Below are 14749 nucleotides of genomic sequence, written 5' to 3'. Positions count from 1 at the left end.
ACCTCTTCACGGGGCGCCTTACGGGGCGAGCCTAGCAGACTCGCGCTCGCCGCAGGATCGGCGGACCGCACAAAAAAGCCGCGCCGTCAGGGACGGCGCGGCGGACCTCGGTGCCGTGCTGGGGATCAGGCGCGTCAGTGCAGCGTGTCGACGTCGGCCTGCAACCGGTTGATCTCGTCCTTCAGGAGAAGCTTTCGCCGCTTCAGCTCCGCGATGCGAAGGTCGTCCTCGGACGGCCTCAGCGTCGCCTGGTGGATTTCCCGTTCGAGGGCTTCGTGCTTCCGGGTGAGCTGGCTCAGATGCGTCTGCAGCGACATGAGTCGTGTCTCCTGTCATCGTTCCGACCGGTCGAATCTCGCACATGTCGAGCCGGCTGTCGAAGGCAATCCTCAGCCTATGCCTCACGAATGCTTGCCGCTCGGGCGTGCCTGACGCATGCTCGCTCCAGGCACGCGGCGGGTTTCGAAGGCGACGATGACGGTTGAGTTGGTCCCGGATGAGCAGTCCGAACTGGACGTCGAGCTGGCGCGGCTGAGGCAGGAGCACCGCGACCTCGACGACGCCATCGACGCCCTCGAGCGCAACGTCGCCGGCGATCAGCTGCAGATCCAGCGGCTGAAGAAGCGCAAGCTCACGCTGCGCGACCGGATCGCCTTCGTCGAGGACCAGATCACCCCCGACATCATCGCCTGATGCCGGTGGATGCCGCCGCGCCTCGCCTTGCCGCGTCGGGCCCGCGCCTGTAAGCGGCGAGCTTGCCAGCGGCGGATTCGGGCTCACGGGCCTCCTTCGCGCAGAGAATGGGTTTGACGCGGATGGTGCCGGCGCCTGCGGTCGCGATCATCATGGGCAGCCAGTCCGACTGGGCGACCATGCGGCACGCCGCCGAGACGCTCGACGCGCTCGGCGTCGCCCATGACGCGCGCATCGTCTCGGCGCATCGCACGCCGGACCGTCTGGTGGCCTTCGCCAAGGGCGCGAAGGCGGCCGGCTTCCAGGTGGTGATCGCGGGCGCCGGCGGTGCCGCGCACCTGCCCGGCATGGCCGCCGCGATGACGAGCCTTCCGGTCTTCGGCGTGCCGGTCGAATCCAAGGCGCTGTCAGGACAGGACAGCCTGCTCTCGATCGTGCAGATGCCGGCCGGCATTCCGGTGGGGACGCTGGCGATCGGCCGGGCCGGCGCGGTCAACGCCGCGCTCCTGGCGGCCGCCGTGCTCGCGCTGTCCGATGCCGACCTCGCCGCCCGCCTCGATGCGTGGCGCGCGGCCCAGACTGCATCCGTCGCCGAACGGCCGGAGACCGAGACCCCGTGACCACGAAGACCATCGCGCCCGGCAGTACCCTCGGCATCGTCGGGGGCGGCCAGCTCGGCCGCATGATCGCGCTCGCGGCGGCGAATCTCGGCCTCAAGGTCCACGTCTACTGCCCCGACGCCGACAGCCCGGCCTTCGACGTCGCGGCCGCGACCACCTGCGCGGCCTACGACGACTCCGAGGCGCTGGCGCGGTTCGCGCGAAGCGTCGACGTGGTCACCTACGAGTTCGAGAACATCCCGCGCGAGACCGCCGACCTGCTGGCGGCGCACGCGCCGCTTCACCCGAGCGCCTCGGCGCTGGCGACGACGCAGGACCGGCTGTCGGAGAAGGACTTCATCAACCGCCTCGGCATCCCGACGGCGCCGTTCCGCGCCGTCGACACGCCGGACGACTTCGCCCGTGCGCTCGACGCCATCGGCCGCCCGGCGGTGCTGAAGACCCGCCGCTTCGGCTACGACGGCAAGGGCCAGCGCATCATCCGGACGGAGGCCGAATCGGATCGCAACGCGATCTTCGCCGAGTTCGGCGGCGCGGCGCTGATCCTCGAAGGCTTCGTCGCGTTCGAGCGCGAGGTCTCGGTGGTGGCCGCACGCTCGGCCGACGGAAGCTTCGCCGCCTTCGACCTGTGCGAGAACGAGCACCGCAACCACATCCTGGCCGTCACCCGCGCGCCGGCGCCGGGGATCGCGCCGGAGACGGCGCAGGCCGCCTTCGCCATCGCCAGGACGATCGCCGACGCCCTCGACTACGTCGGGGTGCTCGCTGTCGAGATGTTCCTGGTGCGCGAGGCCGACGGCGGCGAGCGGCTCGTCGTCAACGAGATCGCGCCGCGGGTGCACAATTCCGGGCACTGGACGATCGAGGGCGCCGCGACCTCGCAGTTCGCGCAGCACGTGCGCGCGGTCTGCGGCTGGCCGCTCGGCGATCCGTCCCGCCCCGGCGGACTGCGCGCCGAGATGCGCAACCTCATCGGTGACGAGGTTTCGGGCTGGCGGTCGCTGCTGGCCGAGCCCGGCGCGCATCTGCATCTCTACGGCAAGGGCGAAGCCCGGCCCGGCCGCAAGATGGGCCACGTCACCCGCCTCGAGCCCTGAAATCCGATGCATCCGCACAACAGCGGATGCTTCGCGTGCGCTCTGCTCCCAAGATCGCAAGGTCTTTTCCAGTCGAGCCATATGTTCGCCACATCGGCCCGCATCAACGGGTCCGTCGCCCGTGCTTAATCGGGCGTTCACCGCGATGCGCGAACGTGCCGGAGCCTACGCGACCGGATCGGACCGGTTCCGTGTCGGCCGCGCCGCTCGGGGTGCGTGGATCAAGGTTCGGGCGTGCTGCAGACTTGAGCACCGTGCCGAGGGGAATGGGGCGATGACGTCAGACAGCGTGCGGTTTCAACGGTCGGCCCTGCTCGGCCTCGCTGCGCTCGCGAGCGTGGCGCTCGCCGGCTGCGAGACCGTGGGGAGCGCTGCCGGCCCACGGCAATTCGCGGTGCTCGAGGCGGACACCACGGGCGCGACCAACGTCAACATCGCCTCGCTGACCGAGGTGGTGCAGCGCAACCCGAACGACGCCGCCGCCTACAACACCCGCGGCGCGGCCTATGCCCGCGCGGGCCAGTTCAACGACGCGATCGGCGACTTCACCAAGGCGGTGCAGATCGACCCGAATTCCGGCTCGGCCTACAACAACCGCGCGCTGGCCTATCGCCAGACCGGCCGCAACGACGCGGCGCTGCAGGACTTCACCAAGGCGATCGCCTCCGACCCGAATTACGGCCCCGCCTATATCGGCCGCGCCAACGTGCTGCGGGCGCAGGGCGACCTCGATGGCGCGATGAGCGACCTCAACGTGGCGATCCGCCTGATGCCCGAATCGGCCGAGGCGTATCATGCCCGCGGCCTGGTCCGGCAGAAGCAGGGCCAGAACACCGCCGCCATCGGCGACTTCGACGCCGCGATCGACCGCAATCCCTTCGTCAGCGCGCCCTACGCCGCCCGCGGCCAGAGCCTGATAGCCACGAACCAGTACGACAAGGCGATCGAGGACTACAACGCGGCCCTCAACGTGAACAACAAGGACGCGACCTCCTGGGCCTATCGCGGCCTCGCCTACGAGAAGTCGAACCGCAAGAAGGAAGCGATGGAGAACTACCAGCGCGCCTCCACCATCGACCCGAGCAACCCGATCGCCCGCCAGGGCCTCGGCCGGGTGCAGGGCGGCGTCGGCTCGCTGTTCAACTGAAGCCCGAGGTTTGCTCGAACGAAGAACGCCGCGCGAGAGCGCGGCGTTCTTCGTTTCGGATCGCGATGACCACCACCGCGCGAACAGCCGAGATAACCAAGACCGTAGGGTGAAAGCGACAGGAAAATGACGACCTTTGCCGCCATCGGGCCGAGGAACACCCATGGCGCCGGCGCTCGAAACCTGTCACACTTCGTCGGATGCCGTACTTCTACTGTCATCTACGTGGCCCGAGCGGTTATGAACGCGACGAGATCGGGCTGGAATTCGCCGACCTCGATGCGGCGTATCTCGAGGTCTGCCGCGCCATCCTCGACATGGCGGCGGAGCTGGCACGGTCCGGCCACGACCCGATGCCCTACGCCTTCGAGATCACGGATGCCGACGGCCTCCTGCTCATGGACGTCCCGTTCCGCGAGATGCTGAGCAAGGGTCTCCGAAGCAGGCGTCGGCTTCTTCCCGCCCGTCGGCCACGCAGCGCCGCGAGATGGTGCGGGCGGTGCGTCTGCGCGCAGCCGTCTCCGACTCGATCGATCGCCTGAGCCAGACGATCCGCATGTCCCAGCTGATCGTCGCCCGGTCGCGCGCGAGCGGCGCGGCCGATCCATGGGGCGCCTCGCCGCGATCGGGTGCCGTCGCCTCTTAGGTCAAGTCACGCCGAGCGCAGGGCGGCGATGCCGTCGGCCAGCGCGTCCACCTGCGCCGCGTCGTGCGCCGCCGAGAACGCCACCCGCAGCCGCGCGGTGCCGGCCGGGACGGTCGGCGGCCGGATCGCCACCACGAGGAAGCCCTGCGCTTCGAGGGCGGCCGAGCGCGCGAGCGCGGCCTGCGCCTCGCCGACCATTACCGGCACCACGGCGCTTTCGGCCTCCGGCAATCCGAGCCGCGCGGTGAAGCGGCGGGCGAGCGCCAGGGGCTTGGCACCCCGCTCCGGCTCCGCCTCCAGAATCGCCAGAGCTTCGAGGGCGGCGGCCGCAGAGGCCGGCGGCAGCCCGGTGGTGTAGACGAAGCTGCGGGCGCGGCTGGTGAGCAGGTCGATCACCGCCTGCGACGCGCAGAGATAACCGCCGTAGGAGCCGAGCGACTTCGAAAGGGTGCCCATCTCCAGCGGCGCCCGCGGGCCGCCTTCGACGACGCCGAGCCCGTGCGCGTCGTCCACCAGCGTCCAGGCGTCGTGGTCGTCGCCGAGCCCGAGGATGTCGCCGAGCGGCGCGCGGTCGCCGTCCATGCTGAACACCCGCTCGGTCAGGATCATCGCCCGGCGATGCTGCGCGCGATGCGCCGAAAGCAGGCGGCCGAGGTCGGCGACGTCGTTGTGCCGGAACGTCAGGATCGTCGCGCCCGAGATCCGCGCACCGCCCCACATGCAGGCATGGGCGAGTTCGTCGACGAGGATGAGGTCGCCCCCACCGACCAGCGCCGGGGTGATCCCGAGGTTGGCGAGGTAGCCGCTGCCGAACACCAGCGCCGCCTCGGTGCCCTTGTGCGCGGCGAGCCGCGCTTCGAGCGCGGTCAGCAGCGGATGGTTGCCGGTCACCAGCCGCGACCCGCCGGAGCCGGCGCCGTAGGCGGCGACGGCAGCTTGCGCGGCCGCGATCACCCGCGGGTCGTGGCTCAGGCCGAGATAATCGTTGCAGGAGAACGAGACGAGCCGGCGCGCGCCGCGCTCGGCCATCGCGTCGGCGGCGCGGATCGTCGGCACCAGGCGGCGGCGGAGGGCGGCGGCATCCAGGCCGGAAAGCTTGTCGCGGGCGAAGGATTCGAGGCTCGACATCGGGCCTCAAAGCCCCGCGGCGCCGGCCGGAGTCAAGTCCGGCTTCGCGCCCGGTTGACCGTCGCGCGGCATGCCCGCATCGATCTGCGGATGCCGACCGACGATCCGAGCGCCGCGCCCCTGTGGCGCCCCTACACGCAGATGAAGCATGCGGCGCCCCCGCTGGAAGCGGTGCGCACGCACGGCTCGCGCATCGTGCTCGCCGACGGGCGGGCGCTGGTCGACGGCATCGCCTCGTGGTGGACGGCGGTGCACGGCTACAACCATCCCCACATCGCCGCGGCGGTCTCCGAGCAGCTCGGCACCATGCCGCACGTGATGTTCGGCGGGCTGACGCACGCCCCGGCCGAGCGTCTAGCGCGCCGGCTCGCCGGCTTGCTGCCCGGCGACCTGAACCACGTGTTCTTCACCGATTCCGGCTCGGTCGCCGTCGAGGTCGCCCTGAAGATGGCGGTGCAGCTCTGGCTGAACCGCGGCGAGGCCGGCCGCACCCGCATCCTCGCGTTCCGCGGCGGCTACCACGGCGACACGGTCGGGGCGATGTCGGTCTGCGACCCCGAGGAGGGCATGCACCGCCGCTTCGGCGCCTTCCTGCCGAGCCAGCTCTTCTCCGACCTGCCGCGGACCGAGGCGGAGGCGGCCGCCCTCGACGGCATCCTCGCGCGCCACCGCACCGAGCTCGCCGCGGTGATCGTCGAGCCGCTGGTGCAGGGTGCGGGCGGCATGCGGATGCATCCGCCCGAGGTCTTGGCGACGATCGCGCGCCTCGCCCGCCGCCACGGCCTGCCGCTGATCGTCGACGAGATCTTCACCGGCTTCGGCCGCACCGGCACGCTGTTCGCCTGCGAGCAGGCCGGCATCGTGCCCGACATCCTGTGCCTGTCGAAGGCGCTGACCGGCGGCACGTTGGCGCTCGCGGCCACGATCGCCACCACCGAGGTGTTCTCCGCCTTCTGGTCGGACGATCCCGGCGCCGCGCTGATGCACGGCCCGACCTTCATGGCCAACCCGCTCGCCTGCGCGGCCGCCAATGCCAGCCTCGACCTGTTCGCGCGCGAGCCGCGGCTCGAGCAGGCCCGCGCGATCAGCACGCGCCTCGCGGAAGGGTTCGAACCGCTCCGTGGGCGGCCGGGCATCGCCGACATCCGCACGCTCGGCGCGATCGGCGTGGTGCAGTTCGCCGAGCCGCCCGACCTCGCGACGCTCAAGGCGCGGCTCGTGGAGCGCGGCGTCTGGGTGCGCCCGTTCGGCGACGTCGTCTACCTGACGCCGGCGCTGACCATCGGCCGGGACGACCTCGACCACCTGATCGAATCCGTCGTCTCGGTATCCACGGGGGTCGCGTCGCACAGGGCGATTTGACGGGCACCATGACGCGGGCTGCGGCGAGGAAGGCGGTGCTTCGCGAAGGAATGGGATCCCACCCACTCAAGGCCGCGCCGGATGTCGCATCTCGCCGGCACGCACGGGGGGCGGTTCAGCGCTGACCGTCCCGATCTCAGGATCCAGTACAGCGTGCCGCTCCAGACCACGCAAACGGCCGATCCGATCGCGACTCCGCCATCAAGCGCGGCGACGAGGTCGTAGAGCGGCCGCGCGGCGATCGCCGTACCGAGGAGCGTCCAACCCGCTGCGATGATGATAGGCCTCTTCCTGATCGCCCGTCCGTCATCGAATGCCGATGGCATTCGCCGGGTTTCCAGCCACCATTTCATCAGAGGCGAACAAGCGGCGCTCGCGGCGGTCGCCAGCGCTCCAGGCCGCGAGTCGAGTCGTACGGCCAGCACTGTGGAAATGCTGAGAATGGCGAGGGGGAGAAGTTGCTCGAGGTCACGCCGTCGCATGGCATCCTCCGATCCGTCGTCGCGGTCGGGGGCCGGAACCGCGCCGAGATCGACGATCCGGAGGCGCTCCATTATCACGGAATGATTACCTAGCGATAGAGATCGCAGCCGCCCGTGTCGCCGAACGCCGCGCTGCGGGTCGCCGGCACGAAGCGGGGACATCGCCGGATCGGCGGCGGATCGTTGCAGGGCGGAGCGACGACCTTCGGCCGTCATCCACGGGAAAGACTTTCCGACCCGATGTCGGTGGCATTCGACCTGCCACGGACGCTTCGAGGACCGGCCAGCGTCGCTGCAACCGGAACGCCCCTCTGCCGTTGGACATCCAGGATGAGGGTGCGGCGGGGGGCGTGTCCCGGCGACGCTCCCGGACCAAAACGCTGGAGATGCATATCGTGACGAGCGAGCAGACGAGTCCCCACGAAGACCGGCCCGTGATCCTCCTCGTCGAGGACGAGGCGCTGACCATCATGGATCTCGGCGACGTTCTCGAGGGTGGCGGCTACGAGACGGTGCAATGCGCATCGGCCGAGCGGGCGATGAGCATCCTTCAGGCGCGGCCGGACATCTGCGGCCTCGTCACCGACGTGGAGCTTTCGGGCAAGGCCAACGGCTTCGACCTCGCCAGCTCCGTCGCCGAGGCGCGGCCGAAGCTGCCGATCCTGATCGTCTCCGGCCGCGCCGCGCCCGACCCGGCCCGGATGCCGGCCGGCGCGCACTTCATCGCCCGCCCGTGCAGCGGCGAGGACATCCTCGACCAGCTCCGCCGCCTCATGCCCTGCTGAGGCCTCATGCCCTGCTGAGCAGGGGATCGCCGCCCCGACCGTCATCCCAGCTTCACACGCCCGAGGCACAGCCGGCCGCGAACGAGGCCGGTCCCGTTTCCGGGGCCGGATTTTCGGCGTGTTCGGTCGTGCAGCGCGGAGTATGGGATGTCAGCGGCGGACGAGATCCCGGCAGCCGCGCCGGTCATCGAGAACCCGGGGCTCCCCGTGAACGGCAAGGCGAAGAACCGGAAGGACGGGCGGCCGGCTCCCGACGCGGCGCGGATCAAGCGCAAGAGCCGCGACGCCTCGGCTGAGCGCCCCGGTGAGGTCCCGGCTCCGAGCCCCGAAACGGCGGCCGCGAAGCGGCCCGGATCGAAGCCACCGGGCGCCAAGAGCGTCGGCTGGGCGCTGGTCCAGGCGGCGCGCCTGCATCGCGCCCGCATCGGCGACCGGCTGGCGACGCTCGACCTGTTCGCCGGCCAGGAGCAGGTCGTGCAGGTGCTCGCGGCCTCCGGCACGATGACGATGGGCGACCTCGCCGCGACCTTGCGCGTGCGCCCGCCGACCGCATCGAAGACGATCTCGCGGCTCGCCGCCCTCGGCTTCGTCGAGCGACGCGCGGAGGCCGGCGACGGCCGCATCGTGCGCGTGCGCCTCACTGAGGCGGGCCTCGCCAAGGCGGAGGCGATCGAGGGCATCTGGGACGCGGTCGAGGCGGAGCTGCTCGCCGGCCTCGACAACAAGGAGCGGCGACGCCTGCGCAAGCTCCTGCGCAAGGCCGCCAAGGGACTCGCCGAGGCCGGCGGGCTGACCGGGCACGAGACCGAGGCCGATGCGGAAATCGAGGCCGACGAGGACGAAGCCGACGCGCTCGCCCCGATCCCGGCGCACTGACGCGGCGCCGTTCGGAGCCGCTGCACACGATGGCCGCGGGCGATACGCTGCGGGCACGCCCACGCCCCTCGCCGTCGCCGTCGTGATCGCCGCACGCCTTGCCGGACCCACCGTCGCCGGCGATGCGATGCCGAGGCGGGTCGGGGCCTGCGCGACGACGGTGATTCCCGCGATCGGGAGGCGCTTCGGCGCTCCGCTGATGAGACCCAAGAGCAAGGCCACCGACGACGGCACCGGCGTCGAGCTTGGAAACGGCGTCGAAGCGTGTCCTACGTCTTCGTCCCGGCGGTCGCGGACGCGAAGGTCGGCGATCCTGTGAAGACCTGCCCGGTCTCGATCCCGAAGGGCGATGACCGCGGCAAGGTCTTCACGACGACCAACCTGCGCACGCAGGATTTCCGGACGCTCGGCGATTCCCGGCACCTGTGCGGCGGCGCCGGGCCGGACCGCCGCGAGGGCAGGTCCGCCCCGGCGAGCTAGGTCCGCCCCGGCGACGGCGAGTCGCCTATCGGCCGAGCGGCTGGATGCTGTTGGCGATCGCCTTGAGCTGCGCCGCGTACTTCGTCTCGCCGGCGGGCGAGCCCCAGTAGGACAGCATGCCGACCTTGGTCTCCGACAGCACGATGATCGACAGGCTCACCTTGGTCGGGCCGTCCTTGTCGACGCCGTCCCAGCCGAGATCGACCACGTCGAAGCCGTTGATCTTGGCTTCGGACTTCTTCTGCGACTTCGGATCGATCTTCACACCGCTCTCGGCGAAGAACTTCACGCCTTCGACGATGGCGTTCTCGAGGTTCTTAAGGTTCTGCACCTCGAAAGCGACGTAGATCGACGTATCCGGGGACGTCGCCTGGGCACCCTTCTCGATTTCCTCGGGCGACCACGCGTTAGGGAGGTCGATCGTCACGATCGGCTTGGTGTCGGGCAGCTCGAACGGCTTCGCCGACGCGGTGGATGCTGGGTTTGCGAAAAGGAATCCAAGAACCGCCGTCGTCGCAATGATGTTTCTCAAGACAACCTCCCCCGTCGCCGATCGCGGCGCGCGCGAAGAGCCGTGGACGACGGTGCATCGAGAGTCGAGGGGCCTCGGAAAGGTCATGCACCGCCGAGATCGATCCGGCGCGGTCGGCGATCCGCAACCGCTGGCACGAGTCCCGCATGGTGCATGGCGATCCATGCGTGCGCGCCCTCGCGGCGGGCGCCGAAACGACGGATCATCCCGAATGATATGACGGGCGGTTGACCCGGTGCCGTTTTCTTAGGCATCCAAGGGTCGTCGATCCCGCCGAGACCGGTCGCTTCAGGGAGTTGCGTTTGTCGATGTCACGGATCCGGACGTTCGCGGCCGCCGCCGGCCTTGCCCTGGCCTTCGGGATGGCGCCGGCCCAGGCGGCCAACGTCTTCCGCTTCGCCTTCCAGGGCGACATCAAGTCCCTCGATCCGTATTCGCTGAAGGAAAGCTTCACGATCGGCATGCACGCCGCGGTCTATGAGGCGCTGATCACCCGCGACAAGGATCTCAACCTCGCGCCCGGCCTCGCCGAATCGTGGGAGACGCCGGAGCCGACGCGCTGGCGCTTCCACCTGCGCAAGAACGTCAGCTTCCACGACGGCTCGCCCTTCACCGCCGACGACGTGCTGTTCTCCGCCGACCGGGTCCGGGCCGCCGGATCGAGCTTTACCACCAACATCCCGTCCGACGCCAAGTTCGTGAAGGTCGACGAGCACACCGTCGACATGGTGCTGGCGAAGCCCAACCCGATCGCGGTCTACCAGTTCTCGACCTGGTACATCATGTCGAAGGCCTGGGCGGAGAAGAACAACGCCGTCGCGCCCTCGCCCGTGAGCGCGGCGTCGCCGAGCTACGCCACCCTGCACGAGAACGGCACCGGCCCGTTCGTCATCACCGAGCACCAGCCCGGCGTCCGCACCATCTTCAAGAAGTTCCCCGGCTACTGGGGCAAGGTCGAGTCGAACCTCGACGAGGCGGTGTTCACCACGATCTCGAACGACGCCACCCGCGTCGCGGCCCTGCTCGGCGGCGAGGTCGACTGGATCGACCCGGTGCCGCTGCAGGATCAGCAGCGCGTCAACGCCAGCGGCAACGCCACGGTGATGACCGGGCCGGAGCTGCGCACGATCTTCCTCGGGATGGATCAGGTCCGCGAGGAGCTCAAGGATTCGAGCGTCAAGGGCAAGAACCCGTTCAAGGACGTGCGCGTGCGCGAGGCGATGTACCTCGCCATCGACGAGGACACGATCGCCAAGCGAGTCATGCGCGGGCAGGCGACGCCGACCGCCCTGATGATCGCGCCCTCGCTCTACGCGCGCTCGGCCGAGTTCAAGCGCCCAACGACGGACGCGAAGCGGGCCAAGGCGCTGCTCGCCGAGGCCGGCTACCCGGACGGCTTCACCGTCCCGATGGATTGCCCGAACGATCGCTACGTCAACGACGAGGCGATCTGCCAGGCGGTCGTGTCGATGCTGGCCCGCGTCGGCGTGAAGGTGAACCTCAACGCCCAGCCGAAGGCCAAGTACTTCGCCAAGGTGCTGGCGCCGAACTACGACACCGCGTTCTACCTGCTGGGCTGGACGCCGTCGTCGCAGGACAGCCACAACATCCTCTACGAGATGGTCGGCTGCCGGACCGATCCGAAGTCGAGCCGCGGCGGCTGGAACCTCGGCGGCTATTGCAACACCAAGCTCGACGCCATCGCCGACCAGGTCGAGGGCGAGACCGATCAGGCCAAGCGCGACGCCGAGATCAAGGAGGGCTTCGAGATCCTGCAGAAGGACTGGGCCGTCATCCCGCTGCACCAGCAGGCGCTGGCCTGGGGCGTCTCGAAGACGGTGACGCTGACGCAGCGGCCCGACAACCTCCTGCTGCTCTACTGGGTGTCGAAGAAGCCTTGAGGCGCGGCATGAACGGTTGACCCGATGCTCGCCTTCATCCTCCGCCGCCTGCTGCAATCGGTCGTGGTCCTGGCCGTCGTCGGGGTGATCGCGTTCTCGATGTTCCGCTTCGCCGGCGACCCGGTGAACCAGATCGTCGGCGTCGACACCCCGGTCTCGGAGCGGGCCGAGATCCGCAGGAACCTCGGGCTCGACGATTCCGTCGCGGTGCAGGCGGCGCGCTACGCCGCCAACGTGCTGCGAGGCGATTTCGGGATCTCGTACCAGTTCCGCCAGCCGGTCTCGCACCTGCTGGCGGAGCGGATGCCCGCGACCCTCGAGCTGGCGCTGTGCGCCACGATCTTCGCCCTCGTCGTCGGGATCCTGATGGGGGTCTACTGCGCGCTGCACCGCGAGACGGCGCTGGCCAAGCTCTTCCTGGCGATCTCGCTCGCCGGCGTCAGCCTGCCGACCTTCCTGATCGGCATCCTGCTGATCTTCCTGTTCTCGGTGACGCTCGGCTGGCTGCCGTCGTTCGGCCGCGGCGACACCGTGCGCCTCGGCTGGTGGACCACCGGCTTCCTCACGGTCTCGGGGCTCCGCGCCCTGATCCTGCCCTCGATCACCCTGGGGCTGTTCCAGATGACCCTGATCATGCGGCTCGTCCGCGCCGAGATGCTGGAGGTGCTGCGCGCCGACTACATCCGCTTCGCCCGGGCGCGCGGCCTCACCACCCGCTCGATCCATTTCGGGCATGCGCTGAAGAACACCCTCGTCCCGGTCATCACCATCGCCGGGCTTCAGCTCGGCTCGGTGATCGCCTTCTCGATCATCACCGAGACGGTGTTCCAGTGGCCGGGCATGGGCCTGCTCTTCGTGCAGGCGGTGCAGAACGTCGACATCCCGATCATGGCCGCCTACCTGCTGCTGGTCGCGGCGATCTTCGTGGCGATCAACCTCGCGGTCGACGTGCTCTACACGATCGTCGACCCGCGCCTGCGGCTGGCGGGGCGCACCGCATGAGCGCCCTCGCCGCGACGCCCTCGCGCTGGGCGCGGTTCCTCGATTCCGACGTCTTCGCGAGCTTCCGCCGCTCGAAGCTGGCGATGGCGGCGCTCGCCGTCACGGTGCTGTTCTTCGCGCTCGCCATCGCCGCGCCGTGGATCTCGCCGCAGAATCCGTACGATCCGGCCGAGCTCGACCTGATCAACTCGAACCTGCCGCCGATCTGGTCGGCGGAGGGGCAGGCGCCGTTCCTGATCGGCACCGACGACCAGGGCCGCGACGTGCTCTCGGCCGTCTTCTACGGCCTGCGCCTCTCGCTCGTCGTCGGCCTTCTCGGCGTGCTCGTCTCGGGCGGCCTCGGCCTCGCGCTCGGGCTGATCGCCGGCTACTTCGGCGGCCTCGTCGACACGGTCATCATGCGCGTCGCCGACGTGCAGCTGACCTTCCCGGCGATCCTGATCGCGCTGGTCGTCGACGGCGTGGCGAAGGCTGCGGCCGGCGGCGGCCTCGACACCAACGCGACCATCGGGCTGATCGTCGTCTCGATCGGGCTGTCGTTCTGGGTGCAGTACGCCCGCACCGTCCGTTCCTCGGTGATGGTCGAGAAGAACAAGGACTACGTCCAGGCCGGGCGCCTGATCGGGCTGTCGTCGCCCGTGATCATGGTCCGCCATGTCCTGCCGAACGTGCTGGGACCGGTCTTCGTCATCGCGACGGTCAACCTCGCGCTGGCGATCATCACCGAGGCGACGCTGTCGTTCCTCGGGACCGGCCTGCCCGAGACCATGCCGTCGCTGGGCACGCTGATCCGCACCGGCAACCGCTTCCTGTTCTCCGGCGAGTGGTGGATCGTCGCCTTCCCCGGCCTGGCGCTCGCCGGGCTGGTGCTGGCGATCAACCTGCTCGGCGACTGGCTGCGCGACGCGCTGAACCCGAAGCTGCAATGACAGAACCCGTCCTCTCCGTCCGCGACCTGCGCGTCGAGTTCGCGACGCGGCGCGGCATCCTGAAGGCGATCGACGGCGTGTCCTTCGACATCGCCCGCGGCGAGATCCTCGGCGTCGTCGGCGAATCCGGCGCCGGGAAATCGGTGACCGGCGCGGCGGTGATCGGCCTGATCGACCCGCCCGGCCGGATCAGCGGCGGCGAGATCCGGCTCGGCGGCGAACGCATCGACGACCTGCCGCCCGAGCGGCTGCGCCGCATCCGGGGCCGGCGCATCGGCATGATCTTCCAGGACCCGCTGACCAGCCTCAACCCGCTCTACCGCATCGGACGGCAGATCATCGAAACCGTGCAGACGCATACCGACCTCTCGGCCAGGGCCGCGCGGACGCGGGCGATCGACCTGCTCGCCGAGGTCGGCATCCCGGCGCCCGAGCGGCGGATCGACGGCTATCCGCACGAGTTCTCCGGCGGCATGCGCCAGCGCGTGGTGATCGCCCTCGCCCTGGCGGCCGAGCCTGAGCTGATCATCGCCGACGAGCCGACGACGGCGCTCGACGTCTCGGTGCAGGCGCAGATCATCACCCTGCTCAAGCGCCTCGGGCGCGATCACGGCACCGCCGTGATGCTGATCACCCACGACATGGGCGTGATCGCCGAGGCGGCCGACCGGGTCGCGGTGATGTATTCCGGCCGCATCGCCGAGATCGGCCCGGTCCGCGCCGTGGTCGGCGACCCTCTGCATCCCTACGCCAAGGGCCTGATGGGCGCGATCCCGACGCTGACGCAGGAGACCGGGCGGCTGGCGCAGATCCCCGGTGCGATGCCGCGCCTGACCGCGATTCCCGCCGGCTGCGCCTTCAACCCGCGCTGCCCGAAGGTGTTCGACCGCTGCCGCGTCGAGCGCCCCGACCCGATCCCGGTGGGCGGGCACCGCGTCGCCTGCCACCTCTACGATCGCGCCGAGGTGGCGGCATGAGCGCGCCCGCGCCGTACGTCGAGGTCGAGGGCCTGCGACGGCTGTTCGACGTGTCGAAGCCGTGGCTCAACCGGATGATCGAGCGGCAGCCG

The 14749-nt window shown here is 70.0% G+C and carries 17 protein-coding genes; 13 read left to right on the top strand and 4 right to left on the bottom strand.

Annotated features, from left to right (window positions below; genetic code table 11):
• Window positions 1-134: 134 nt before the first annotated feature.
• Entirely contained in the window at window positions 135-317 is a 183-nt protein-coding gene (locus MKK68_RS03290; protein ID WP_147725554.1) for a YdcH family protein, read from the bottom strand.
• Between the two features lie 157 nt (window positions 318-474).
• On the opposite strand from MKK68_RS03290, the gene MKK68_RS03285 reads away from it, so the two are divergent.
• Entirely contained in the window at window positions 475-693 is a 219-nt protein-coding gene (locus tag MKK68_RS03285; protein WP_147725555.1) for a YdcH family protein, read from the top strand.
• On the opposite strand, the gene MKK68_RS03280 is transcribed toward MKK68_RS03285, so the two are convergent.
• Entirely contained in the window at window positions 683-847 is a 165-nt protein-coding gene (locus tag MKK68_RS03280) for a hypothetical protein (RefSeq protein ID WP_243935606.1), read from the bottom strand. The two genes, MKK68_RS03285 and MKK68_RS03280, sit on opposite strands and share 11 nt — an antisense overlap.
• On the opposite strand from MKK68_RS03280, the gene purE reads away from it, so the two are divergent.
• The 4 genes from purE (at window position 816) to MKK68_RS29850 (ending at window position 4099) form a co-directional block, all read left to right on the top strand.
• Window positions 816-1313, top strand: a complete 498-nt coding sequence (gene purE, locus MKK68_RS03275) for a 5-(carboxyamino)imidazole ribonucleotide mutase (RefSeq protein ID WP_409567153.1) — start codon at window positions 816-818, stop codon at window positions 1311-1313. The two genes, MKK68_RS03280 and purE, sit on opposite strands and share 32 nt — an antisense overlap.
• The gene (locus MKK68_RS03270) at window positions 1310-2410 is read left to right on the top strand and encodes a 5-(carboxyamino)imidazole ribonucleotide synthase (RefSeq protein ID WP_244028685.1); all 1101 of its coding nucleotides are present in this window, start codon (window positions 1310-1312) and stop codon (window positions 2408-2410) included. The genes purE and MKK68_RS03270 overlap by 4 nt, the downstream gene beginning before the upstream one ends.
• Before the next feature lie 274 nt (window positions 2411-2684).
• Window positions 2685-3557 carry a tetratricopeptide repeat protein gene (locus tag MKK68_RS03265; RefSeq protein ID WP_147725558.1) on the top strand — a complete coding sequence of 291 codons (873 nt, stop codon included), beginning with the start codon at window positions 2685-2687 and terminating at the stop codon, window positions 3555-3557.
• Window positions 3558-3757: 200 nt separating this feature from the next.
• Window positions 3758-4099 (top strand): DUF6894 family protein, encoded by a 342-nt coding sequence (locus MKK68_RS29850; RefSeq protein WP_409567152.1) that lies wholly within the window; start codon window positions 3758-3760, stop codon window positions 4097-4099.
• 110 nt (window positions 4100-4209) lie between these two features.
• Here MKK68_RS29850 and MKK68_RS03260 read toward each other — a convergent pair whose 3' ends face one another.
• Window positions 4210-5331 (bottom strand): aminotransferase class I/II-fold pyridoxal phosphate-dependent enzyme, encoded by a 1122-nt coding sequence (locus tag MKK68_RS03260; RefSeq protein WP_244028683.1) that lies wholly within the window; start codon window positions 5329-5331, stop codon window positions 4210-4212.
• 90 nt (window positions 5332-5421) lie between these two features.
• Between MKK68_RS03260 and MKK68_RS03255 the strand changes: the two genes are divergently transcribed.
• The 4 genes from MKK68_RS03255 (at window position 5422) to MKK68_RS03240 (ending at window position 9316) form a co-directional block, all read left to right on the top strand.
• Window positions 5422-6693 (top strand): adenosylmethionine--8-amino-7-oxononanoate transaminase, encoded by a 1272-nt coding sequence (locus MKK68_RS03255; RefSeq protein WP_244028681.1) that lies wholly within the window; start codon window positions 5422-5424, stop codon window positions 6691-6693.
• Between the two features lie 868 nt (window positions 6694-7561).
• Window positions 7562-7960 carry a response regulator gene (locus MKK68_RS03250; protein ID WP_244028680.1) on the top strand — a complete coding sequence of 133 codons (399 nt, stop codon included), beginning with the start codon at window positions 7562-7564 and terminating at the stop codon, window positions 7958-7960.
• A 147-nt stretch (window positions 7961-8107) separates the two neighbouring features.
• Window positions 8108-8836: a MarR family winged helix-turn-helix transcriptional regulator gene (locus MKK68_RS03245; RefSeq protein WP_244028678.1), complete on the top strand. Its 729-nt coding sequence runs from the start codon at window positions 8108-8110 to the stop codon at window positions 8834-8836.
• A gap of 264 nt (window positions 8837-9100) precedes the next feature.
• Complete coding sequence (locus tag MKK68_RS03240; RefSeq protein ID WP_244028676.1) at window positions 9101-9316, top strand: hypothetical protein; 216 nt, start codon at window positions 9101-9103, stop codon at window positions 9314-9316.
• 25 nt (window positions 9317-9341) lie between these two features.
• Here the strand turns inward: MKK68_RS03240 and MKK68_RS03235 are convergent, their stop codons facing one another.
• Window positions 9342-9848 (bottom strand): hypothetical protein, encoded by a 507-nt coding sequence (locus MKK68_RS03235; protein ID WP_147725565.1) that lies wholly within the window; start codon window positions 9846-9848, stop codon window positions 9342-9344.
• A 308-nt stretch (window positions 9849-10156) separates the two neighbouring features.
• Here MKK68_RS03235 and MKK68_RS03230 point away from each other — a divergent pair, with 308 nt between their 5' ends.
• The 4 genes from MKK68_RS03230 to MKK68_RS03215 are packed head-to-tail and all read left to right on the top strand — an operon-like array spanning window position 10157 to window position 14657.
• Complete coding sequence (locus MKK68_RS03230) at window positions 10157-11749, top strand: ABC transporter substrate-binding protein (protein WP_244028674.1); 1593 nt, start codon at window positions 10157-10159, stop codon at window positions 11747-11749.
• A 24-nt stretch (window positions 11750-11773) separates the two neighbouring features.
• Window positions 11774-12751: an ABC transporter permease gene (locus MKK68_RS03225; RefSeq protein ID WP_243945806.1), complete on the top strand. Its 978-nt coding sequence runs from the start codon at window positions 11774-11776 to the stop codon at window positions 12749-12751.
• Entirely contained in the window at window positions 12748-13680 is a 933-nt protein-coding gene (locus MKK68_RS03220; protein ID WP_244028672.1) for an ABC transporter permease, read from the top strand. Before MKK68_RS03225 ends, MKK68_RS03220 begins: the two co-directional genes overlap by 4 nt.
• Window positions 13677-14657, top strand: coding sequence for an ABC transporter ATP-binding protein (locus MKK68_RS03215; protein WP_147858105.1), 981 nt, complete (start codon window positions 13677-13679; stop codon window positions 14655-14657). Before MKK68_RS03220 ends, MKK68_RS03215 begins: the two co-directional genes overlap by 4 nt.
• Window positions 14658-14749: the final 92 nt, after the last annotated feature.

It is taken from the genome of Methylobacterium sp. E-016, from assembly GCF_022829745.1.
In the GTDB taxonomy this organism is placed as follows: domain Bacteria; phylum Pseudomonadota; class Alphaproteobacteria; order Rhizobiales; family Beijerinckiaceae; genus Methylobacterium.
Note: the sequence above shows the minus strand (reverse complement) of the source record. Positions and strands in the feature narration are given on the sequence as shown.

Bases quoted from the DNA above. Each gene is read 5' to 3' on its own strand.
- MKK68_RS03290 (WP_147725554.1), bottom strand. From the start codon at position 317: ATGTCGCTGCAGACGCATCTGAGCCAGCTCACCCGGAAGCACGAAGCC.
- MKK68_RS03285 (WP_147725555.1), top strand. From the start codon at position 475: ATGACGGTTGAGTTGGTCCCGGATGAGCAGTCCGAACTGGACGTCGAG.
- purE (WP_409567153.1), top strand. From the start codon at position 816: ATGGTGCCGGCGCCTGCGGTCGCGATCATCATGGGCAGCCAGTCCGAC.
- MKK68_RS03280 (WP_243935606.1), bottom strand. From the start codon at position 847: ATGATGATCGCGACCGCAGGCGCCGGCACCATCCGCGTCAAACCCATT.
- MKK68_RS03265 (WP_147725558.1), top strand. From the start codon at position 2,685: ATGACGTCAGACAGCGTGCGGTTTCAACGGTCGGCCCTGCTCGGCCTC.
- MKK68_RS29850 (WP_409567152.1), top strand. From the start codon at position 3,758: ATGCCGTACTTCTACTGTCATCTACGTGGCCCGAGCGGTTATGAACGC.
- MKK68_RS03260 (WP_244028683.1), bottom strand. From the start codon at position 5,331: ATGTCGAGCCTCGAATCCTTCGCCCGCGACAAGCTTTCCGGCCTGGAT.
- MKK68_RS03255 (WP_244028681.1), top strand. From the start codon at position 5,422: ATGCCGACCGACGATCCGAGCGCCGCGCCCCTGTGGCGCCCCTACACG.
- MKK68_RS03250 (WP_244028680.1), top strand. From the start codon at position 7,562: ATGCATATCGTGACGAGCGAGCAGACGAGTCCCCACGAAGACCGGCCC.
- MKK68_RS03245 (WP_244028678.1), top strand. From the start codon at position 8,108: ATGTCAGCGGCGGACGAGATCCCGGCAGCCGCGCCGGTCATCGAGAAC.
- MKK68_RS03230 (WP_244028674.1), top strand. From the start codon at position 10,157: ATGTCACGGATCCGGACGTTCGCGGCCGCCGCCGGCCTTGCCCTGGCC.
- MKK68_RS03225 (WP_243945806.1), top strand. From the start codon at position 11,774: ATGCTCGCCTTCATCCTCCGCCGCCTGCTGCAATCGGTCGTGGTCCTG.
- MKK68_RS03220 (WP_244028672.1), top strand. From the start codon at position 12,748: ATGAGCGCCCTCGCCGCGACGCCCTCGCGCTGGGCGCGGTTCCTCGAT.
- MKK68_RS03215 (WP_147858105.1), top strand. From the start codon at position 13,677: ATGACAGAACCCGTCCTCTCCGTCCGCGACCTGCGCGTCGAGTTCGCG.